This is a genomic window from uncultured Olegusella sp. (assembly GCF_947253395.1).
In the GTDB taxonomy this organism is placed as follows: Bacteria; Actinomycetota; Coriobacteriia; order Coriobacteriales; family Atopobiaceae; genus Olegusella.
Genome location: NZ_CAMXYY010000018.1, coordinates 1 through 21,415, shown reverse-complemented (window position 1 = coordinate 21,415; position 21,415 = coordinate 1). Strand labels below are relative to the sequence as shown.

General features: G+C 50.9%; 29 protein-coding genes. 1 reads left to right on the top strand and 28 read right to left on the bottom strand.

Annotated elements, in window-relative coordinates; all coding sequences use genetic code 11:
• Window positions 1-153: 153 nt before the first annotated feature.
• The 28 genes from Q0X25_RS03080 to Q0X25_RS02945 form a co-directional block, all read right to left on the bottom strand.
• Window positions 154-573 (bottom strand): hypothetical protein, encoded by a 420-nt coding sequence (locus Q0X25_RS03080; protein ID WP_298578971.1) that lies wholly within the window; start codon window positions 571-573, stop codon window positions 154-156.
• Window positions 574-616: 43 nt separating this feature from the next.
• The gene (locus Q0X25_RS03075) at window positions 617-1,219 is read right to left on the bottom strand and encodes a hypothetical protein (protein WP_298578970.1); all 603 of its coding nucleotides are present in this window, start codon (window positions 1,217-1,219) and stop codon (window positions 617-619) included.
• Entirely contained in the window at window positions 1,219-1,608 is a 390-nt protein-coding gene (locus Q0X25_RS03070; RefSeq protein WP_298578969.1) for a hypothetical protein, read from the bottom strand. Before Q0X25_RS03070 ends, Q0X25_RS03075 begins: the two co-directional genes overlap by 1 nt.
• A 7-nt stretch (window positions 1,609-1,615) precedes the next feature.
• Entirely contained in the window at window positions 1,616-2,596 is a 981-nt protein-coding gene (locus Q0X25_RS03065) for a hypothetical protein (protein WP_298578968.1), read from the bottom strand.
• Window positions 2,587-3,423 (bottom strand): hypothetical protein, encoded by an 837-nt coding sequence (locus tag Q0X25_RS03060; protein WP_298578967.1) that lies wholly within the window; start codon window positions 3,421-3,423, stop codon window positions 2,587-2,589. Before Q0X25_RS03060 ends, Q0X25_RS03065 begins: the two co-directional genes overlap by 10 nt.
• Window positions 3,416-5,410: a hypothetical protein gene (locus tag Q0X25_RS03055; RefSeq protein ID WP_298578966.1), complete on the bottom strand. Its 1,995-nt coding sequence runs from the start codon at window positions 5,408-5,410 to the stop codon at window positions 3,416-3,418. The genes Q0X25_RS03060 and Q0X25_RS03055 overlap by 8 nt, the downstream gene beginning before the upstream one ends.
• Window positions 5,403-5,756, bottom strand: coding sequence for a hypothetical protein (locus Q0X25_RS03050; RefSeq protein WP_298578965.1), 354 nt, complete (start codon window positions 5,754-5,756; stop codon window positions 5,403-5,405). Before Q0X25_RS03050 ends, Q0X25_RS03055 begins: the two co-directional genes overlap by 8 nt.
• Window positions 5,757-5,806: 50 nt before the next feature.
• On the bottom strand, window positions 5,807-6,082 hold the full coding sequence (locus tag Q0X25_RS03045; protein ID WP_298578964.1) for a hypothetical protein: 276 nt from the start codon (window positions 6,080-6,082) through the stop codon (window positions 5,807-5,809).
• A gap of 2 nt (window positions 6,083-6,084) precedes the next feature.
• Window positions 6,085-6,672, bottom strand: a complete 588-nt coding sequence (locus tag Q0X25_RS03040) for a hypothetical protein (RefSeq protein WP_298578963.1) — start codon at window positions 6,670-6,672, stop codon at window positions 6,085-6,087.
• A gap of 11 nt (window positions 6,673-6,683) precedes the next feature.
• Complete coding sequence (locus Q0X25_RS03035; protein WP_298578962.1) at window positions 6,684-7,043, bottom strand: hypothetical protein; 360 nt, start codon at window positions 7,041-7,043, stop codon at window positions 6,684-6,686.
• A 7-nt stretch (window positions 7,044-7,050) separates the two neighbouring features.
• On the bottom strand, window positions 7,051-7,314 hold the full coding sequence (locus tag Q0X25_RS03030; RefSeq protein WP_298578960.1) for a hypothetical protein: 264 nt from the start codon (window positions 7,312-7,314) through the stop codon (window positions 7,051-7,053).
• The gene (locus tag Q0X25_RS03025; protein ID WP_298578959.1) at window positions 7,307-7,648 is read right to left on the bottom strand and encodes a hypothetical protein; all 342 of its coding nucleotides are present in this window, start codon (window positions 7,646-7,648) and stop codon (window positions 7,307-7,309) included. The genes Q0X25_RS03030 and Q0X25_RS03025 overlap by 8 nt, the downstream gene beginning before the upstream one ends.
• Window positions 7,641-8,012, bottom strand: coding sequence for a hypothetical protein (locus Q0X25_RS03020; RefSeq protein WP_298578958.1), 372 nt, complete (start codon window positions 8,010-8,012; stop codon window positions 7,641-7,643). The genes Q0X25_RS03025 and Q0X25_RS03020 overlap by 8 nt, the downstream gene beginning before the upstream one ends.
• Window positions 8,012-8,893 (bottom strand): phage major capsid protein, encoded by an 882-nt coding sequence (locus Q0X25_RS03015; protein WP_298578957.1) that lies wholly within the window; start codon window positions 8,891-8,893, stop codon window positions 8,012-8,014. Before Q0X25_RS03015 ends, Q0X25_RS03020 begins: the two co-directional genes overlap by 1 nt.
• A gap of 26 nt (window positions 8,894-8,919) precedes the next feature.
• A complete protein-coding gene (locus tag Q0X25_RS03010; RefSeq protein ID WP_298578956.1) occupies window positions 8,920-9,354 on the bottom strand; it encodes a hypothetical protein in 435 nt (144 codons plus the stop codon).
• Between the two features lie 220 nt (window positions 9,355-9,574).
• Window positions 9,575-10,834, bottom strand: coding sequence for a hypothetical protein (locus tag Q0X25_RS03005; RefSeq protein WP_298578954.1), 1,260 nt, complete (start codon window positions 10,832-10,834; stop codon window positions 9,575-9,577).
• Window positions 10,788-12,245, bottom strand: a complete 1,458-nt coding sequence (locus Q0X25_RS03000; protein WP_298578952.1) for a phage portal protein — start codon at window positions 12,243-12,245, stop codon at window positions 10,788-10,790. The genes Q0X25_RS03005 and Q0X25_RS03000 overlap by 47 nt, the downstream gene beginning before the upstream one ends.
• On the bottom strand, window positions 12,245-13,738 hold the full coding sequence (locus tag Q0X25_RS02995) for a hypothetical protein (RefSeq protein WP_298578950.1): 1,494 nt from the start codon (window positions 13,736-13,738) through the stop codon (window positions 12,245-12,247). The genes Q0X25_RS03000 and Q0X25_RS02995 overlap by 1 nt, the downstream gene beginning before the upstream one ends.
• The gene (locus Q0X25_RS02990) at window positions 13,677-14,117 is read right to left on the bottom strand and encodes a hypothetical protein (RefSeq protein WP_298578948.1); all 441 of its coding nucleotides are present in this window, start codon (window positions 14,115-14,117) and stop codon (window positions 13,677-13,679) included. The genes Q0X25_RS02995 and Q0X25_RS02990 overlap by 62 nt, the downstream gene beginning before the upstream one ends.
• A 794-nt stretch (window positions 14,118-14,911) precedes the next feature.
• Complete coding sequence (locus Q0X25_RS02985) at window positions 14,912-15,469, bottom strand: hypothetical protein (protein ID WP_298578946.1); 558 nt, start codon at window positions 15,467-15,469, stop codon at window positions 14,912-14,914.
• 220 nt (window positions 15,470-15,689) lie between these two features.
• Entirely contained in the window at window positions 15,690-16,913 is a 1,224-nt protein-coding gene (gene xerC, locus Q0X25_RS02980) for a tyrosine recombinase XerC (protein WP_298578945.1), read from the bottom strand.
• A gap of 62 nt (window positions 16,914-16,975) precedes the next feature.
• Entirely contained in the window at window positions 16,976-17,494 is a 519-nt protein-coding gene (locus Q0X25_RS02975) for a hypothetical protein (protein ID WP_298578944.1), read from the bottom strand.
• The gene (locus Q0X25_RS02970) at window positions 17,487-17,696 is read right to left on the bottom strand and encodes a hypothetical protein (protein WP_298578943.1); all 210 of its coding nucleotides are present in this window, start codon (window positions 17,694-17,696) and stop codon (window positions 17,487-17,489) included. The genes Q0X25_RS02975 and Q0X25_RS02970 overlap by 8 nt, the downstream gene beginning before the upstream one ends.
• 148 nt (window positions 17,697-17,844) lie before the next feature.
• Complete coding sequence (locus tag Q0X25_RS02965) at window positions 17,845-18,258, bottom strand: hypothetical protein (protein ID WP_298578942.1); 414 nt, start codon at window positions 18,256-18,258, stop codon at window positions 17,845-17,847.
• Window positions 18,259-18,382: 124 nt separating this feature from the next.
• Window positions 18,383-19,120, bottom strand: a complete 738-nt coding sequence (locus Q0X25_RS02960; RefSeq protein WP_298578941.1) for an ATP-binding protein — start codon at window positions 19,118-19,120, stop codon at window positions 18,383-18,385.
• A gap of 24 nt (window positions 19,121-19,144) precedes the next feature.
• Window positions 19,145-20,140 carry a phage replisome organizer N-terminal domain-containing protein gene (locus Q0X25_RS02955; RefSeq protein ID WP_298578940.1) on the bottom strand — a complete coding sequence of 332 codons (996 nt, stop codon included), beginning with the start codon at window positions 20,138-20,140 and terminating at the stop codon, window positions 19,145-19,147.
• 135 nt (window positions 20,141-20,275) lie between these two features.
• The gene (locus tag Q0X25_RS02950) at window positions 20,276-20,527 is read right to left on the bottom strand and encodes a DNA-binding protein (protein ID WP_298578939.1); all 252 of its coding nucleotides are present in this window, start codon (window positions 20,525-20,527) and stop codon (window positions 20,276-20,278) included.
• A 40-nt stretch (window positions 20,528-20,567) separates the two neighbouring features.
• The gene (locus Q0X25_RS02945; protein WP_298578938.1) at window positions 20,568-20,792 is read right to left on the bottom strand and encodes a hypothetical protein; all 225 of its coding nucleotides are present in this window, start codon (window positions 20,790-20,792) and stop codon (window positions 20,568-20,570) included.
• Window positions 20,793-21,097: 305 nt separating this feature from the next.
• Here Q0X25_RS02945 and Q0X25_RS02940 point away from each other — a divergent pair.
• The coding region (locus Q0X25_RS02940; protein WP_298578937.1) for a hypothetical protein at window positions 21,098-21,415 on the top strand (318 nt) is incomplete at its 3' end.

Genomic DNA, 21,415 nt, shown 5'->3' with positions numbered 1-21,415 from the left:
TCAGCTACGGTAAGCCGCGATTCAAGTCCTTCTATGTCTGACATACCTCACCTCCACTTACTGTGCGCAAGATAAGCCCTGTGTCACGCGGCATAAAAAAGCAGCCCTTTCGAGCTGCCTTGTTGATGCTTTTATTGGCTGCTTAGAGCGCTGCTACTTGTAGCCAATGACACATGTAATACCTATGGCGTTATATTTGTGGACAATAACGTTTGACGAGCCGTTTACAAGCGATATCTCGCCTGTAGCATAGTCTCCATTGAGCCGCGGTACGTCAATGGTGAGTCCACTTGCTAGATAGACTCTAGTTTTTACAATGCCTCTCCATGCAGGGTTCGTTTCAGACTGTTTAAACACAACCGTAGCCTGGCAAATGAAAGTTTTCCCGTTAGGGTTGCGCACCTTAACCATGCCGCCCGCGTTTCCATCGTTGGTCGAAAAATACACTTCAATACAGCGATAATTTGCAAGATTGTCTGAAAGAGTGATGGCACCAGAAAGCTTTGGCTTGGCATCGTCAAATAACACAACGGGGTCTAAGTGGGCAGGCGGAAAAATGCGGGTGGCACTCATGCAGCACCACCCCCACGCAAGGTTAAAGACAAATTAGTCATGCTTAGCCCCTCCCGTCTTCTAAGTAAATTTCTAGGCTCCCGTTTGTGCCTGATAAGACAAAGGCAATCGCACGAGACGTAATTTGCGCTGCTTGGTACTCAGCCATGGTTGCAAAGACAAACAAAGGGGCCGATCCTTCAGAGGGCAGCCACACGGCAGCAGGCGCCAGCCCATCCAGCGACACACGCACAATCGGGATATCGACAGAAGCGCCAGCGCTAGAATCTCCTCCCACATTAGGTGGTACGGGGTCAGATGCGCTGTCTGCATTTGCAGCTGCAGCACCCTTGATGGCTACCAGCTCTACACCCTCGGTGCCACCATCATCTGTGCTATATCGCAGACACACAAGGTCATGGCGATAGGCATCTTGCCCGCCGCTTTCTATCTTTACTGTCTCTGTGGCAGTGGAGCGCACAAAGCGTCCTTGAAAGATAAGGTCAAAAGGTTCAATTACCAACGTATTTGCGTCGCTCATCGTGACGCTTGGCACACGTCCAAGTGTGCGCGTATCATTGCCTGTGATGCCACGCAAAAGCGCTGCTGCATCGGATGAGGTGATGTGGCTGTAGCCCGCGTGCCCAGTAATAAGATGCAGCGCCATTACGCATCACCACCCGCGGGAGCATCCGGATGAGCTTCTTTATATGCATTAAACTCCGCCTGTAGAGTGCGGTAGCGATCTCCCCACCACTTGCGGGCTTTTTCTGCCTCATCAAACTTGGTTTGTAGCGCATCGATATCTGCTTGGCTGTAAAGTGATGCAGCTCCTGTTTTGCTAAGCGTAGTGTATGCGCCATCACATGTTTTGACGACCTGTGCATACACAGCAGCGTGCTTAGGACAAAGTACGATTGTGCGCTCGATGCCCTCTGCATCAATGCGGCGACGCTTGACATATCCGTCAGCCGCGTCTGTGTCAGGCAGCGCATACACCTCATTTTCACAACCTTGGATGTCACATTTGTAGTGACTGTATCCATCAGTAATCATGTCTCTCCTATCTGAGAGTTGTTTCGTATTCGGTCGTGCCTTCTGGCACGTGCGTGCGCTTACGGCTCACAACAGCCTTAGCCGATACTCCTGTACGTAAGTCAACGCCACCTACAAGGTCACCAAGGTCTACCGTAAGGCCCAAGCCATCAGGGATTTGAGCATCTACCGTCTGAGCAGAGCGCCAAAGCTCTGTGAGTCGCTTACGCCCATCCTTCTCAAGCGTGGTAGAGCCTGGATAGTCGTAGGTATCCGCTATCTCCCATGGTCCTTTTTGACTCTGCTTGGTAGAGATGATGCCCTGCTTATCGCAGTACAGATGCAATACTTCACGTGCGGCACCCTCGCCCGCACCCAGACAGATAAGGTGATTGACCACGCTTTTGCGCTTGATGCGTACGGTGAGGGCATCGGTGGGCAGCTCGTCGGTGGTTGACCAGTCGGTGGAGGTATCACAGCTAAGAGTGAGCCTTACCGGGTCTCCGCCCCAGACAGCGCGCACGGTGAGCCCGTGCTCAAGCATGCACTGCCAGATAGCATTCCAGCAAGACATGTATCGTCCTGCTTCGCCCTGGGCTGAGTCTCGCGAGCCTTTGAAGGTGTGACTGAAGTTTGGGCCATCTGCACCCGCGACTACTACCACACCGCCGAATGCAGCCCGAGAGACGAGCTGTGAGACGATGTTTTTCCATGTGCTGTTGAGCGTGAGGTAAGCTTGACCTGCGTTGGGACCTATCACATGTTCTGATAAAAAGCCTGTCCACGTCACCCCTGAGACTTTAGGAGCGTCTCCTGTGGTATCCCAGCCGCGCACAACGCCACCAATATCGGTGCCTTCGCAGTAGACAATCGCGCCCATTGCAGGCAGAGGGAGGTTGCTTGGCCATGTAAGCTCAAAGTCATCCTCGCTCGCGCCACAGTCAAAGTCTCCTTCTGCTTCCACAAGGCCAATATCGCGTCTACCCGCGTCAGTGTAGGTTAGCTCCACGGCAACCCTCCCCTCTCGCGGATTTCGTCAATATCAATGCCGTAGGTTTGTGGCCACGATACTGGTAGGTATCCGCCTGAGACTGGCTCGAAGGCGTAGCTGCCGCTACCCTTAGCACCGCGAATGCGCCTTGAGAAAAGATTGCGCTCAGCTCCGTAAGTGCCTACCAGACGGATAGCGCGCCCGTATTCTCCGACTAGCGTTGGGTCAATCACGACCCTCTCGCCTGCCGCGACCGTAACACCTTTAACTCCGTAGAGGTTGTTGCCGATGCGCACATAAGGGTCTTGGCAAGGCCCCCAGAAGGTAATGCGCACCTTTGAGTCTCGGATAAATTCCATGTCTTTGCCTGGGATAGATCCGCATAGGTCAAAGTCAAAATCATGCGGATAATCAAGCCCAGAGCCAGAGATTAGCGCCTGAGAATCAGGTTTGAGAGCGTGCCGTACTATTTTGCGCCAAACGCCGTCAAGCAAAATCACCGTGAGTTTTGCTGTTACATTGCCCAAGAAAATGTCAGATGGCACCGTCTTGGTCACAAATGCCCTCTGTGTCCAGCCGTCAGGAGATACGAGCTTGCCCGGATTACCAAGGTCTACATCTCGATCAAAAGCGACCTCTGCAGCATCTAGTGCTACAGGGTCGCTTGACTTAACCTCAAGTTCAACCTCTCGTGCGGGGCGAGATGCTGAAATCAATGCGTGGGCACCAAGACTAATGCTCCAGACCCGCGAGCGTATCGCTTCGGCAGATCCCGTGGAAAGCCTTGGTGACCCTAAATCATGGTGTGCCCCATCAGAGGTGATGTAAGTAAGTCCTCTAGGCATACTCTCTCACCATCTTTCCAAAGGCGCGGCCATCAATGCTCACACCAATACCAGCACGTACAAACGCATTCGCTACAGCATCGCCAAGGCGGTCATAGTCGATCTTGCCTGTGCCATCCATGTGATCGGTAATGGCCGATGCGTATTTATCCAGATATGGTCCATATGACGGCCAAAAAAGCTCGCCTCCAGCTTCGCCATACCCAGCAGCGATTGTTGGCTCAGTAGCAATGCCGCCTTTGCGATACCAGCTAATGCCTAGTGACGGAATGCTCCCTGTTAGCAAATCCCCTACATGCCACCCGGCAGGCGAAATACTAAAGTGCGGCACTGGAATATGTGGCCAGCTAATATGGAAGTTAAAAAATCCTTTGATGCTGTCGATAATGCGCTTAACTGCATCCTTTGCTGCTTGCATCGGATTTTGTATTGCCGATTTTACCCCGTTGAATATCCCCGTAATCCAGCCAACTAAAGGGTCAAACACCCAATGAAAAGCTGAGTTAATGGCACCCATCGCATTGGATATTGCCGTATGAGCAATATTAATTGCACCGCTTATAGTGGCGACTGCTGCTTGCACGTTGCTAACCGCTCCCTGTACAACGCCAACCACGGTCTGAATAACAACAGAGATGTCATTAATCACCACCATAACTGCCTTAATACCTGTCGCAATTAGTCCAATCGTACCCGCAGCAATATGTCCAAGAATCGGGGCAAGTGTCCCTGAGATAAAGGCCCCCAAAGGCACAAGAACATCAGTATAAAAAGGCTGCAGGGTCGCTTGAAGATTGGCTATAGCTGCTTGCACTTCTGGGTCGTTAAACGCCTCATTAAATCCCTGTTTAAAGCCTGCAATCGAATCTGCCACCGTCTGGATTACCCCTTGTAAGCCTCCAATTGCAGCCTGAATTGAGGGCATATTGGCATAAACCTGACCAACAAGAGTGCTTATAAAGTCATCAATAAAAGACAGTTGCTTTGTGATGGGAGATAGATCTAACTTACCAAAGGCGTCACTAAGCTTTGCTCCAATATCACCAAAATCAATATAAGGAAGATGGATGCCAACATTTCGAAGCGAGTCTTGAGCAAAGCGCCACGCGGCGTTAAGAGCCTCAGAAAGGGCTGAAGGCAAATTCGAAGCAATAGCCCCAGCAATCTTTTTGATTACTGGCACCACGTTATTTGCAACCGCGCCGATAGCATCAAGGAGATTTTTTGTAAGCTGAGAGAGATCTACATCGTCACGCGCAAGCCCTGTAAGCAAATTTTCCCACGCAGCCTTTGCCATCCCCATTGAGCCCTCAATGGTAGTAGCTGCTTCCTTTGCGGCATTTCCTGCAATTCCCTGTTTTTCTTGAATATACTCAATTGCAGTTACGACATCTGAGAACGAGTCAATGCTAAGGTCTGAGGCCTTACCATTGGCTTTCCCCCACTCATTTGCATCCGCAATGAGCTTTTCCATTTCGGTCTTTGTGCCACCATAGCCAAGCTTAAGGTTGTCAAGCATGGTGTAATTTTGCTTTGCAAAGCCTTGGTAGGCGTTTTGCACATCATCCATGTTCGAACCAAAGATGGAGACGTTGTCTGCCATCGACCGCATGGCCACGTCAGACTGCTGTGCAGCCTTGACCACGTCGCCGCCCAGAGATTTTTTGAGCGATGCAGAAAAGCTTGTTGCCTGCTTAAGGTATTGATTTGCGGACATACCAGCTGTTTTGTAAGCATTATCTGCATAGGCCTTAATTTGTCCCGAGGCGCCTTCAAAGAGCTTTTCGGCACCGCCTGCCAGTTGCTCATATTCAGCATAGGATTTGAGCGCTGCTGCTCCTGCAGCAGCGGCAGCAGCCATAACTACACCAAATCCCACTGCAGCTACCCTACCTATTTTCGAAAACGCACCGCCGATAGTCTTTTGGAACCCCTTCATGGAAGGAATAATCGAGACGTAAGCAGATCCCGCTTCTGTATTAGCCATTTACACCTCCATTCCAAAACTTGTTAAATTCGGCAACGGTCACAGGTTCAGACCCGATGTGTTTGGTAGTTTCATCTTTAACACCAGGGCGCGGACGTGGCTTAGGCTTGCGGAGGCCTTTGGCACCCATAGATTTGAAGTAGGAATAGCCCCAAGCCCTCAGTTCATCACCAAGCTCTGCAAGCAATTCATTTGTTGTCTCAGGTTGTGACCAAGCCCAAAATTCTGCAGGACCCGTCTCCCTTGCAAATTGAGATGTGACTGGCAGATGATTTACAAATGACCACAATGCACGACACGACAATACACCCCCGAGATCGTCGAGGGTGTAATGCGCGAGCGTCATAAGGTCATATTCAATTGCCGACTCATGTTCTCGTATTAATTTTGCAAGGGCTAACGTTCCCCCACAGTTGCCTCGCCTAGAGCTTCGCGAGCGCTATTCCACTCGGTAGAAATGGCAGTAATCACGTCATCACCAAGCTCGTCAACGACGTTTCCCACATAGGAACGCAAAAATTCAAAAAACCATTCAGTGGCATCGTCGGCAGTAGCCCTACCAATGCTTCCCACTTTGGCTATATCAGCACGGCTAAAAGTAATCGGAACAGTTTTAACCTCGCCATCAAGTTCAAATTCGATGGTAGGGCGCTTTGAAGTGAGCGAGAGCATCTTTATGCACCTGCCTTAACGCCATCATCGGTATAAATAAGTATAGAATCGCCGTTTTCATCGGGGTAGCAAGACAGTGTAATTGGCAAAGCAATTGCCTCAGATGCGGCAAACTTAAGAGTGTCCACTGACGTCACTTGGCCACTGGGCACTACGATGCGGATGCGGTTGCTGCCGTCTTTCATGTTGAACACCCAAGAACGTGCAGGAGGAAGCGAGGCATTTATCTTTACGATAATCTGCTCTCCATGCTCCTGAGTCGCCTTTAGCTTCTGGACATTGTCAGCGCCAAAGGCATGGCACAGAGCCTCAAATGACATCTGAATTTCAGACCATGCAATCGTTCCATCAAATGACTCCAAGATCTTTTTAACTGTAGCGCCACCCCACTCTTTAATATCGTTGGTGGAACGGTCAGTTGCGAGCTCCAGCCCATCTTGTGACACATAGCCTGAAGAGGTAAAACTAGGGTCAAGCTGAGCCGTAGCATTTGTCGGCAAAGCCGTCCCCAAAGGCGCATCGTTAATGGCTCCCGTGGTCTTTTGATCGGGAGCGCCAGCCAACACCTTTGAAACATCAATTCCAGCCATATATTGGCTCCTTAATCGAGAAGATTTACATTAAGACCTACGGATACTTGCCAGATAAACCAATCGCCCTCTGCTTTTCCGTAGCTCATCATTTCGGGCACGCCCATCGCGTTGACATGAGGGTCGTCCATGGGCATCGTTTTTGCTGCTATAGCCAAGAGATTTGCAAGCTGTTCTGCACGAGCCTCGTCTTTTGCCCAAATCTGATAAGTAATATCTGGGCTATCGTGCGGGTAGTCAAGGCTGCCCCCTGTGCGCTCAGCAATAGCAAAAGCCGCGAGTTTTTCGGACTCCTCAGGGGCATAAGTCCCTACAGGCACCTCAAGAATTGCTGAGGCCCAACGAATCGAACATTCCACAGAAGAAAACATTTACCACCTACTTCTTTGCTGCTTTGCGCAGCGTATTGTGCTTAAGATTGGAGTTGATTGCGTGCTGACTTCCGGTATAAACAATGCCGCGGATACGATTGCGTCCCATTTTGGTTTTAAATCCATAGCTGTTAGCGCCATACATCGAGTTCGCAGTAGCCTGGATACTCCTGCCTTTTACCTCAACAAGAGTACGAGCAATAGCGCCTGTAAGCAGAGCTTTAGCAAATCCACGTTTGGGCTCGTACTTGATGAGCTTTACTTCAGCCATCGTATCGCTCCAAAATTGCGTAAGTTGTCCATCTTCCAGGGATTGCACTCGCAGGAAATGACATAGGATCGCCTACTACGCGCATCCAGACTTTGCCATCCAGCGACACCAGCGCACGCCGCAGATCAGCGCTATAACTCTTGGGAAAATACGCTGTAGCGGAGACTTTCACGCCCTCAGGTCTGCCAGCACCAATATCTGCAGGGACTCCAGGCGCAAATAAGCAGCCAGAAACATCTACAGGCTCGGAGTAGCTCCATGTGGCATTGCCGAGGCGATCTTGTGTACCCAGCACACGCAGGCGTACCTTAAGCGTCACCACAGGGTTATACATCGCTATCACCGCCTGGCATCACCCAGGTAGCGCTCATATCACCGCCAGAAATGCCCAAGAGGGTCTTTTCAAAAGCAGTGAGATAAATATCACCTGTAGGATTTGCATAGCTTACAGAGCCACCTAGAGGGGACGCAGTCCAAGACTCTTGCCTAACGCCAGCGCTCTCGCCTGCCTGCAGCATGCGTATGGCCACACGGCAAGTCACACCTTTGAGGATATCGTTGTCGATGTTTGCGGTATCACACATGATCCTGAGCGCGGCAGAAATAAAGGAGAGAACCGCTTTTGCAGCTCCCTCCTTATCTCTGTCATACCCAAGCCATGCCGCTGCAAGATCGTCAACAGTGGCAAATGGCTCCATTAGGCGCTCTTAAGAGCGGCGAAGCCCTTGGGGTCGAGCACGGCCCAGCTGTACACAACTTCAGTACGATAAGCAATCTGATTGAGACGCTTAAGATCGCCCAAGCCGTCAGGGTCACCCGTCTCGATGATCTCAAGACCAAGGTCACGCACAATACCCCATTTAATGAGACTAAAGTCACCAAGAACCGCTAAGACGTTGGTCGGAGCGGTTGCAAGCTTGCCATTGACCGTAGAACTCGTTGCGGCGGTAATACCGTCAATCACGCCAGCCTTGAGGTTCAAAGGAATCTCGGGATACATGCGAAGACCCGTATTTTTGATACGAATCTTGCGAAGGCTGTTGGCAAATGCCTTAGACAAAGCAATACCAGAAACCTCAAAGTTCTCATTGACCTTTTCAACAAGAGTATCAAGGTCGGCAGAAGCATCTGTAGTAGCGTTTACCACATTTGCGCCTGCAACAAGAGCAGTCATTCCATCAACAACAGATCCGGTTGCAGGATTTATTGCATGCAAAATGCCATAGTCAAGAGCACGACCAACAGCTGCTGCAGATGCATCGATAAGTGCATCGATAATTCCCAGCTGAGAGTCCTCATCAGCCCACTTAACCTCATCGGTCAAGCGTACGGTTACCTGTGCTTTGTGGATTGTGCCAGGTACAGGCTTAAACTCTGCATTTGCATTGCCCTTTTCCTTGCCCTCCCCCACAAACTCCGCCTCAGGCTCTTTGGTGAAAAGAATATGGCTCATATCCTTAAACATCATAGGAGTGGACGGAGAGAGGGTCTGAATAACAGAGGTATCGCGGGACTTTGAAATAATACCCTGAGCAACTTCTTTGGGAAGGGTAATCTTGGTGGTATCAATAAGTGCCATATCGTTCTCCAAACGTTATAGATGTACTAATTGCCAAAAACGTCTCGTGCGAGCTTTTGCTTTGCAGCAACAAACTCATCAGTGTTCGAGTCGAACTTGCCTGGATTGCTTACTTTAGGAGCTACTGGCTTATACCAATCAGACATTACTTTGGCAAACTTTCTGATATCCTCTTCGGTCTCACCTTGCAAAAACTCTGCAGGAATACCTGTTTCAGAGGCTATTTTGCTAAGCAGTGCAGACCGCGTAGCCTTTGCCTGAGCGCTAGCAAGCTCTTCTTCTGCCTTTTGTGCACGCTCTTCAAGCTCAGTAAGCTTCGCTTGACTCTCATCAAAAGCCTTTGCTTTCTCAGAATTTTCCTTTGCTCGATTTTCCCATTTGCGAGCAAGAGCTTTCCAATCCGGCTCATTCTTAAGGCCTTCACCCTCAGGATCCATAGGGTCGAGATTTTCGTCAGCCATGTTTGACTCCATTTCTCCCTGTGCAGGGACATAGTGCCGCTCCTCCCGTGCGGGATTTGTCGGCATGAAAAAGCCCCCACCATGCGGCGAGGGCAAAATTCCAAAAGTGAGCAGTTTTACGACGTACTTAGGTCGAGGAATGAAAATAATCAATTGAAATGTGGTATATTCAAAGTAGCGACGCAGCGACCCGGGCGAGAAGTCGGGGCACCGGGCGTCGCTAATGCTTTCTGTGGATTACTTCGAACGCATCAACCGTACCGCTCTTTACGAAGCCCTCACCAATTCTCATGTATTCCGATTCGTGTTGAGGTGACAGACTTACATCAACAAGAATAGATTTCGGAGAGCCTGGGTATTCAACAAATTGTCCTGATGCAGACTTCATTCTTTTTGGAAACTTCTCCACCGATGTTGGTGTTTTTATCTCAAATGGTCTCCCATCGATAAGGACGTCGGGACGCCTGACACTTGAAATAGCACATATAAACCTGCTGTCCTCTCCGTGTTTATTTAATGTTGTCCATATCTCGCTTCCGTTTGGCGAGGCACCTATCGCATTTCCGCTCTTTGCAATCTCCGTCATTCCAGACATCTTGCACCCATAGGCATTCCCAAGCTCCCCGAGGAAACGATTTACTGTAGCGTTATAATTTTCGACCGTCTTGTTCTTCTTAAACGCTTTCATCGCAGATTCTATTCCCCGCTCATATGTATCTGCGACTTCCTTTTGATTTGCAACGAGTCCAGGGTGGTCAGCCTTCGTATACGCACTCGACCATGCGGTCTTTATGGCATCCTTCTGGGCTGCGGGCATGTCATAGCCGTCTATCTCTTCGAACTTTTGATAGAGCATCTTGCACACATAGGCGTCATATCCGTCGATTACCGTACTACCTTTCTTAGCCGGCATCACTACACAATCGCAGTGTGCATGAACCCCATGCGAACCGATTGCAGTCTGCTCTGATTTGTATGTGGCACCACTACCAGCAAGCATCATGCAGAAGTTACAAGTCTCACCACCACCGGGGATACGAGCATAACTGACGTTACTCTTGTCGCAATTTCGCACCGTGTTCTCATAGGCGCTTCGGAGAACGTAGTAAGAGGCAAGTTGAGAACACATATCCCCAAAAGATTGGGCATCCGGCTCGTCACCCGCAAGGTACTTGGCATAATAGCGAATCTTGTCCTCAAGAAACGACTCATCAATGACACCGTCGAACATCTCGGATGCTGCATCTATACCTTCTGCTTCACATACTTCATCAAATAACTGCGCAGAAAGCGCCTGAGCTCTGTCCCCGTAGATCGATAGAGAATCTTTAAGAATCTCTATTGCCTTTTCCCTAGCGTCTGAAACTGCTAAATTTTGAGCTTCTCTACGTAATCTATTGCGTACATATTTTTCCGCATTTGACTGATGTGTCTTAAGATTGCGCCTGTATTTCGCCTGAGCTGCCTGGCTTATCCTCACCGCCTGCCTCCAAGCCTAAGATGGAGTTTCCTCCCTGCACCGCCTGGGCTCTACGCCTATCGCTTCTCAGCTGGCGGATTTGCTCATCGGTGTAGCCAAGCTCGCGCAAGACCACATCAGAATTTGCAAGCCAAGGAATAGCGCTAATTTGCTTGACCATGGCATCAGACTGCGAAACCACACTTGGCATTGCAGGATTGCGGAAATTGACCGATACCGTACCTATCGCTTGTAAGGTCTTTCCATATGTCTCGCCAGTTTCACTTGCAACAATCATCACGGCAATTGTCTTGAGCGCATGCTTGCATGCCTCAATAAAAGACTGAATGTCAACCACTGCATCTTCTTTGCCTGCATAAATTGCTTCTGCAGAACTTGGGTTGTCACTCACTACGCCCAGGGAGGAGAGCGGAACTCCCGTAGTACCGCTAAACTGTGATGCCAGCGAGCGCATATAGTCAATGTGCGGTTGCATAGAAAGCTGGGGAAGCTGTCCAAACTCTGGTTTTTGTCCACTTTTTCCAGTCGTAGCTACAAAGAGAGATCCTATAAAAGCGCCAAAAGAATGCTCTCCTATCTCTTTTGCTGTTTCGCGGTCTGCTCCGAGCAAGTACTTTTGTGGCCATGCGGAAAATGACGCCGCTGCGGTCATATTCATCATCTCGCGCTGAGCATCATCAACGAGATCCATTACCGTCTGCGTGATACGCGAACGGCCAAAAGGCCGCCCGAGCGTTGCATGATAGGCAATTGGCTCCATGGGAACACGCCCCATGTTGTGAGGGATATACGTTGCTTTAAAGCCGCCAAAAGCAGAGTTTCGAGACAGCACAATACAATCGGTGTCTGTAAAAACGTAAAACAACACGGGAACCTTTTGCCCACGTGGAGTGCGTCGCGCAGAAGCCACGAGAACAAGACCAGCTCGGATGCGTTTCTTTGCGTCATCCCAAAGTGCAGACGAAGCCGTCAAAGGATAAGCGCTAACCACCGTTGAAGGTTCACCCGCATCAATATCCCCGCGCGTTACCGTCAAAAAAGAGCAAGAATGGCGCAGTGCAGAAGAAACTGCCTTATGCACGGTATTTTTCATATCGTTGGCATCAAGCGCCGCTTCCATTGCCTCGGTGGCATCATCGCTATCCATAGTGATGCCTTCGAACTGCACACGATCAGCCCACCAGTCAACACATTTTGCAGCCCAGTCCACATGAGGATTAAGCTTTTTTGCAATCTGCTTTGAGACGGACACACCTAGGTCTTTGGTAGAGCGGTGGCTGAGATAATATTCGTCGCGCAAGATATTACGAGGATGATGGCGGCGCCACTCTTCGACGAGCTCACGCACAACGAGGACATCCTGCTCCCTAAGCCCCTCTGCACGTGCCACCTCTTCACTAATTCTTGTCATTAGTAATAGACCTCCATCTCGGAGTATTCTTCTTGCGTCTTGTTTCGTGCTGCCCAAAGTGCTAAAGCTGCAGCCTCAATAGGCGTTGAATCATCACCGTCAAAACCCCATCCACCGTTACTGCCAATTTTTCGCTTCACGGCAGTAAGCGCGCTTTCGCTCAGGCGATCATCACCATCAGTGCCTTCAGGCTGATACCACGTGATACTGCGCTCGCGCACAGCATCCAAAAGCCCTGAAGATGCAGAAATTGCTTCGCCTGTCTTTGCAATTCCCACGCTTCCTTCGGGCACTAGATCAGCCACACGGTCATACAGCGCATCCGCACCTGACCTGCCATCAAGCCAAAAAACTGCTTTGCCCGCGGTTGCCACGATTGCATCTGCAAGCCAGCCCATTCCAGATGCCGTATTTCGCACATACACAAGCTCAATGTGGGTTACATCCCCCATCTTTTTGGCAACAGCAACAGAGACTGTAGATCCATCAGGAGAAAACTTGACACCAAAGGCATCTGCATCCCCTGCAGGCGCTTTTGACGTCCCACATGCCATCCATGTCTCACGGTCAAAGATATAGTTAGCCTTTTTTCTGGGTAGCCAGTAGCCGTAATACTCTTGTGCTGCTGCTAAGATGTCCGATTTAAATGCACGAATGCCTGCAATAATTGCCGACTCGTCTGCTCTACCCTCAACATATGACGGATTTACCTCTGCGAGACGAGAGGTGTCCAGCACGTCTCCCACCTCATCAACGCCCCACTCGACCCAACACAGGTCATCTCCGCATTCATCACTTAAAGCTTCATCCCTCATTTCGGTAAAATTGGGTGCTCTGCTCCCAGCGCGAGTAGGTGTTCCAAGATAAATAAATTGCGCGTTTTTCTTTGCGCCTGATGAAGTTGTCGGAAGAATTGCCTGCAGATGAGAGGGCATAAGCTCTTGTGCCTCATCCAGGACGATGATATCAAAGGAATACCCCAAAGCAGCCGAATCAGTGCGCGTAGAAAATGCAATAACTCCGCCACTCTTTAGCTCAAAGGCTTCCTGCGCTGTCTTTGAGTTTGTGGCCATAACTTGGCGATTAAAGCATGCAACCCCCTTACCATCATGAGGTCTGCGTCCCAAAATAGCTCTAAACCGTGCAATCATTTCGCAGGTCGTTGAGTAGTTATGATCAGTCCAGAGCACTTTATAGCCAAGCATCACCGCCAGGAACAAAACCCAAATAATTGCAACGACTGACTTACCTGCCTGCCGGGGAACCGATGCCCCTGCACGGTGATGTATCCACTTTCCCTGCTCATCAAAACTTGACCATGCTTCAATGACTCCTGACTGCCATCCCAAGCTCTTGTAAGGAGTCTTTTTTGCAAAGGCAACAACTTCCTGGACAAGATTGCCCTTCGCTCCTTGCTGCACTACCCAATATCTAGGAGGACATCTTTTGAGTGATTGCGGCAGCGAGCGCATTAAGGCCGTCTTCTGCGTCACTTGCCTCCTCCCCTTCTATCCTCTGAATTACTTCGATCGTGGCGCGATACTCGCGAGCGATTGCCGCCATCTCTCGAGGACCTGCTTCTTTTAGTGCCTCCTGAAGGAGATCGCGCAACTCATGCAGACGCTGGATGTCACTTGGACGTGAATCGTTCACAAAATCGCGCCTATCTTGAACACTTTTTCCCCAAGGCCCGCGGATAAGCTCTCCTGCTGACTCGCAGTGTTTTTCTGCGAGCTTTTCAGTTTTAATAATTTTGTAGACGCAACTCCTTGACCTGCCTAAAGACCGCGCTATCTCTGAAATAGACTTAGCAGGATAGTTATTGCGGACAAAGTCTTTTTCGACCTGAGAAATAGGCTTAACTTTGCCCATATAACGCCCTACCTTAGACAGTTTTTAAATCCCGTTTGAAAAAAAGGCTCTAGGCCGCCGGGGTCGCCTGTGGAGCAGGCGGGAGGGGATTGCCCCCGGCTTCATTTTTCTTTCACATTTTCGCAGGTAAGAGGACTGTATCTAGAGCCACTTCTTGCTACTTACAATGGTTCGCTGTGCTTTTGAGGACTCATTGCGAGCTATACGCAAGACCTCTTCAACGCTACGATTGCTCCGCCATTGGTTACACCTGCGATGTGCTGCACCGAGGTTACTACGCTCAGTTGGACTCCCGCCTTTACTGACTGGGATAAGCTCATCACATTCAAATGACAATGGGTGACCGCCTGGTAATGAGTAATCAATCTCTGCAGGACGACCGAACGCTTCGCAGATCCAACAGTCCCTCCGCTGTGACTTGAGCCATGCAACAGCTTTACGACGGGCGTTGCCGTCTTTCGAACGGATATTACTTCCCATATCGAACCAACTCTTTATACATGTTTATCTGCATAAATACTGTTACAGGAGCTGTGATGCCCGTATTCGGCACGCTAGATAGCTTTGCGATATCTAGGTCATAAATCATTCAGTTTTTGAGTGATTAGTAACGCTTCACGATGCGAGCTGCAATTAGTGCGTGTACACTCGCATACAAATTCAACGCTATCAACATAGCAGCTTTTTGAATGCAGAAGAGTGCACGACCGTGCAGAGTAGTGCAGGGTCGTGCAAAACACAAGATAAACAGCCGTACAGATATGTGTTTGAATTGTGAATGTAAGGTAAAGCCCCTAACCTTCTGACAACCTAACACCTTCAAGCACTCGCTTTGCCCCGTATAAATCAACCACCCGACACGCGTCTGTATAGGCATCCACGCACCAGCGCCGACTTTTGCCACACCAGTGCGCCACCTCATCCCACGATGCTGCCGCACAACAGCGCCACCAAATAACATCGGCGTAAGCTGTGCCATCACCCCTCTTGCCTTTCTTGCCTTTAGCCAGAGCTGCAATATCCAGAGCGGCGATACCACTCGATCCTGTAAACGATTTGCCATAAGCCAAAGCACTTACCAAATCAATGAGCTGGTAGTCCCACTGCTGACGCTTGGCGATACGAGTCTCGTATGCCATGCGCGCGTCAGTGGCTGCATGAGGGTCGCATCTGTGCCCCGAGTGTCCCGAGCTATCGTAGCTCTGTCCCTGCACACCTTCGCATGATTCCATGCGTGCAAGTGTGCGGGCGATCCTATCGGCATCCAGCGCTGCCGCTCGACAAGCACTAAAGAGATCGTTGGCTAGTGGATAGTCCGAAAGCTCAGGAGACGTCCAACTCTCCTCAATCATGGGCGCACCTCCCCATTGCTAGTCATCATCCCCATCCAATCTATCCCAGCCCGCTCGAAATCATCACAAGCGCCTTGCGTCTCATGGTGTCCTGCAGGACGAGCGCACCATGCTTTTTGCCATCTTTCGCGCCACCAAAGACAGTCAAAACATCGCAGCTCAAGAGGAGCAAAGGTTTCAGGTTTGATACCCTCTCCCCTCTCTTTCCTATAATTAGTTCTTATCGGTCGCATAGCACATCACCTGCAGATGTTTGAGAGTGCCTGCCGTAATCCTGCCGGTGATTTAGAGCCGAATCAAAGACCCGTGCCGCTACTGCATCGCGTCCTGGCATAACGTGTCCGTAGACTCTCATGGTCATGGCAACATCGGCATGACCAAGCCTTTCTTGCACGGTACGCGGGTCCATTCCAGAGAGCAGCAGTGTGGTTGCGTGTGTGTGGCGCAAAGTGTGAAAATGCACCCAAGCGGGCAGCTCCATCTCCTTACAAAGTTCTTTAAACCAGCGGGAAACTGCATGAGGACTCATCACCTCGCCGTTGTATGTCACCAGCGTTACATCGGGAGATGTAAGCAGCCCTGCTTGGCCAAGACGTATGCACCACTGCTCAAGTGTGTCCCGCTGCTCACCTGAGAGAGCAACACGACGACGAGACCGCACACTCTTGGCCATAGGCTGTAAGTGTGCACCCCTTGCATCAATGGCAGTGCCCTCAATGCAAATATCCGGAACCACAGGGCGCCAGTCACGCAGGCGCAGGCCACATGCCTCACCTACGCGCAGCCCTGCATAAAGAGCAAGCCACGCTGCTAGGGCACATGCTGCAGTCTTGGGGTCATCTGCTTCCATGAGCTCTTTAATGCGCATGTCCACGCGACTTGCATCTGCCTGATCCAGGGCTCGACCATCAGCGCGCGCGGCACTCGGGTGTCGCACTGAGCGCATAGGACTCGCATCTGCGATACTCTGCTCTACCGCCCAATCCCACGCAGAACATAACAACCAGTGCAGCCCCGCGACTGTCGTGGGCGACTTACCATCCTTAAGCAACTGCGAGTAAAAGCGTGTGATATCGCGCGGCATTGCTTGCGTAAGACGGAGCTTTGGCAAGCCCGCATCCACAAGGCCACAGTAATAACGATACGTACGCGTGGTGTTTTCTCTCGGCGCTCCTCCACGACGTGTGCCCAGCTCTGAGACCACATCCACATAAGCGTCTAGCATCTCAGACACACGTGGGTGCAAGAGTTGCTCACACCACTCCTGCGCAAGCTTGAGCGCTTCTTCTTTGCTAAGTTCGCCAGGGAACGCTCTGTATGGTCGTCGCTCGCGGCCAAGCTCGTCTTTGCCTAAATATGGCCGGCAACACCAAGACCCGTCACGGGTGCGCACCACACGCACTCGTGACGGGTCAAAGGCGGGATTGGGGCTAGACGCAGCCATTTATCCGCACCTCATTTCTCTCAGGCCCCCCGCCACCCTGCGGCGCTCTTGGTCAGTCGATCTCATTTCTCCGCCTCCTCTTCGTCAGCAAGCGAGAGTAGGCAGTCCACAAGCTCCTCGTATTGTGGCGAGCGCCATGCAGTCATGGCGTAGGTGTGCGCCCAGTCGCTGTAATGGTAGTGGTTATCTTTGAGGTGCTGCTCTGCTGCATCTCTGGTGAGAAATACGCGGTCACGCACAACAAATGACACCCACCGCATGGGTTGCCTCACGATGTCTTGACCCCACCCGTTGATGTTTCCCCCGTGGATCTCGGCATACTCCGCCATACGCTCCTTGAGTTCCTCGTCGGAGAGCGCCTCGCAATTCATCTCGTCGTACCACTCGTAGAAGTCTCCGTAGCCTTCCTGTGTGACTACAGCCTCCCTGTCGATGATGCCGTAGTAGACGGGTTGCGCCTGGCAGCTCTTACTGGCGTCTGATACGTTCTTGCGCAGCTCGCGTGCTATACGCATAATCGTCTCGGCTGCGCTGCCGGTTATGCACGCCTTACAGCACTCTGCATCGGTAGGCTTACTCATTCGTCTCACCTGCCTTGCGCAAATACAGATAGTCACGCATAAGACCGTATGATGCCGAAAAGCTCGCATGTTCAGGGTCTAGCAGCAGCCATGCCGCACCGTCTATGTCATCATCAAACCCTGCGCCCCATCCGTGTTTGCGCTCATATCTCCACAGCAGTTTTGCCAAAATACGCTGCCAAAAAGTCAAATATGGAATCATCCGTCCTCCTTTACAAATACAATCCAATACGTTTTGCTCGCCTTTGGTCTGCGGTTGCCATATCAGTATTCGTCACGAGAGATCACCCACCACATGAATAGGATGTACACCACAAACCAAAGCGCCAAAACTCTGAGCATATGCACTCCTAATCGCGAGACGTAATCTTGATGCCAGGAATCTGTTGCGGCAGGAAATTAAGCTCGTAGGAGTACTTGGAGACGCTCGATCCGCTCAAGTCCTCAACCGTGTAGCAGGTCCAGCCGTTTAGGTAGACGAAATGCTTTGAGTACTTACCATTCGGCAGCTCGCAGGTGACCTCAAGCTCTTTTTTATCGTTGGTATGGATCGAAAAGGTACCTGTCATCTGCAGCATCACTTTGTCAGTTCTTGCATTGATCACCGTCAGTCGGCGCACGACATTGAAGTTATCAGCCTCCTGACTGATGTTGTGCGATACCTGATCTGCTTCTGTGCAGGCTGTAATGCCAAGTGTCCCTGCCAAAAGTACCACTACCGCAAGAGATGAAACTATTCCGAGTATTACCTTGTTTTTCCTCATGAATCTCCCTTTACGTGCTTTGCCCCATTAGCGATAAGCAGTGCAATTTGTAGGCTTTTCGGCAGCCCATCTAGGGCAACTCGCATCCGATCGAGACGCTCTGCAAGCCAATCAACCCGCGCTCTCATCGCCCGAGCCGCCAATCCCTATCCACCCACTCAAACGGCGGGCACATCTCAACCAGACGAGCAACCACTTTCTCCGCCATCACGTCATCACTCTTCTCAGCAATTCGCGCCGCAAGCGCCTGTGGTCGCCAATTTGAAGTCACAATCGTGGTGCCACGGCGACCGTAGCGCCCGTCCACTAGACGAAAAAGCTCATCTAGGACACGTCCGTCTAGGTGCTCGGTTCCAAGGTCATCTAAAATCAGCAGGTCACAGCTGAGATAGGCATCTAAAACAGATTCTTCGCTCTCGCCACGTGCGCCCCATGTGGCACGCATCTGCGAACTCAGAGCCAGCATCGTTGAGAACTTCACGCGCCGCCCGCGAGCAAGCCAGAGCCTGCCAATTGCGCACGCCTGATGCGTCTTGCCACGGCTCGCATCTCCCCAAAGCCAAAGACCGCCCGCAACATGGTCTTTGAGCTTGCGGCTTAGCTCCGCTTGCCAGTAGCGTGTAGGGATTCCTGCTGCTATGAGCGCTGCACGCCTTTGCTCTTCCGTCCCTGTGGCTGCCCAAGCACGTCTTTGCTGCTCTTCACGTTGCCTTTGTGCGGCCGCCCCTGCACACTGGCAGTCGTACCAGCCCATCTGCATCGATACGGGAGCACCTTCCGCCAAAGGCACTTCCAGTACTCGCGGCACCAAACGCTGCCCGCAATGCGGACATGTCCGCACTTTAATCTCGATGTCGCCCACCTGAACTCCCTTCGGTATCCGCCCTCACCCAAACTTCGAAAACCGCTCTTCTGCAACCAAAGGAGATCCTCTAACCTTTGAATTCGCGAGGTACTCGTCAAAATGCGAGATGGCAAATAGCGTTGTCGGCTGCAAGTACTTAGCCATTTGGGCATCACTTAGCCACTCACGACATTTGGCATCGATGACTGCCTTGAAGTCCTCAAGCTGATAGCCCTCAGCTGCACGCGCAGACACCAGAGAGCGCGTTTTTTTATTGTCAGGCCTGAATTTCTTGCCCGTCTTAGCGTTGAGATAGCCGACGACTACATCGCAAAAAGCGTTCTGTCGAGAGCCATCTCGACAATGTTCTTTTATCTCTTTACTCTTATCTCTTATCTCTATCTCTAGAGCGTCTGAATTTTGTTTGTAAGACGTCTTACTAAGACGTCTTAAATCTTTTTCGTTAGACGTTTCAGACACTTTAAGTTCTTCTGTGCCTTCTACCAGCGCTTTTTCTTCCTGCTTTTTAAGATAATAACGACGGTTGCGCTCTTGTCGCTTGGCTGTATCTCCTCCAGTGGATTGATACTCGCTCCAATTGGCAAGAAAAATCACGCCATCACGCTCACCTATCATCCCAAAGCGCCGAAAGGTATCTAGGGCCAGGCGCACGGTTGTGAGAGAGCGATTGAGAGAAATGGCGAGCATCTCATCGGTGTAAGGCACATGAGGTGCCACCATAAGCTCACCTGTGGCACCTTGCTTGCCTGCAAGCGCAAGCAACTTTATCCAGATGACCACCAGTGTGTCACCATCTGGCATCGACTCAATGAGACGTATCTTTTCAGAGTCAAAGATGCCTGTGTCGAGTTTTATCCACTTAACGCCTTCCACGTGGCTTCCTCCCTGTGAAAAATCGTGCGAAATCATGACAGGGGTAGTGGTGTAGTGCCGCTGGATGCTCAAAGGATGTCGCCTGAGCGCAGCACTCGCGCGTCCTAAACTTTCGACACGTGTCGCAGGTGTGAATGCGCACACCACTTATCCTGAGCTGTGATACTTGTCGCGCGGGAGGACTTGAAAGATGCCCATGCAGGGGCAGCACCTCCACATTACTGGTTAGCCTTTCCTGCCCTGTTCCATGCTGTCCCTGCATGAGCATCTCCGTCGTCATTAGCGCCGCACCTGCCCAGGAATGCCTGCAACAGCCAGACTGCAAACGTACTCTTTTAAAATCTCTTTGGTATAGCGCGGGTATTTCGCTCTCGGAAGCCAAATAGCTGGCAGCGGATGCCGCTTTTGAGCTGTGAGTTCCCTCACTCTCTCCTCATTAATGCCGAGATATTTTGCTGCTTGTCGTGTAGTGAGTAGCAAAGGTTCATCCTCACTGATGCTTGCGAGTTCTTTTTCTTCTCCTGTTGCCATTTTTCGTCCCTTCGTAGATCTGCCGACTCCGCCAGAAGCCTTAGTCCTCATCAAACCATGCAAGCCAAGCCTTTATGCTTTTAAGGCTGGTGGTGCTTGTTGCCCGTGAGATGCGTTTCACAGCTTCCTTTTCCACACAACGACGTATGGCATCTAATCCAGGTTTGCATGCAATGTCCTTTGCCCTCTTCAAAGCAATCCATTCCGCATAGGTCAGGTCGTCCACTGCATCAATTGCGGCTTGTAATCTCTCGCTGATTTCCATTGGTTGTCCCTTCTCGCTTCTCTCTCGATTGACCTCCGCCGTATGACGGGCACCCAGAGCGAGTCTCGGGCGGATGGGCTCAAAGAGTGCGAGTTGCCCCGCCCATCCACCTGTGCCACGCTTTCCCGCCGAAAGGAATGAGCGGGATTGCCAGCATGCCCGCCTTACGCCAGAGGTCTACCGCTTGCTATAACCAAACAAAACGCCAATACTCATCACGAAAATGAGCCAGACTGAAATAAGGGTGCTATTGCTCATCTCAACCACTCCAATGTGAGAGAATTTGCAAAAGGATTGGAGTTGCTATGTTGCAAAAGTTCGTTGATTCCCTGATTGAGCACCTCACGGCTACCATTGCCGCAGCCGCGACTACGCTTACAGGGGTTCTGCTTGCCCCACAGATGAAAGTCATCACAGAAGCCTTTGATAAAAACCCTAGAGAGCTGACTCTCTGGACAATCGCCGTCTTCTTGATTGGCACTCTTTTTGGTTATGTTGGCCTGCTGAATTCCAAAACAGCAGAGCAATTTCTGCGCATCAAAAGATCTTGCAGAACACTTTCTCAAACGCAAAGAGCTGTCTCTTATACACATCTGACGCTGCCGACGAAACCTTATGGGTGT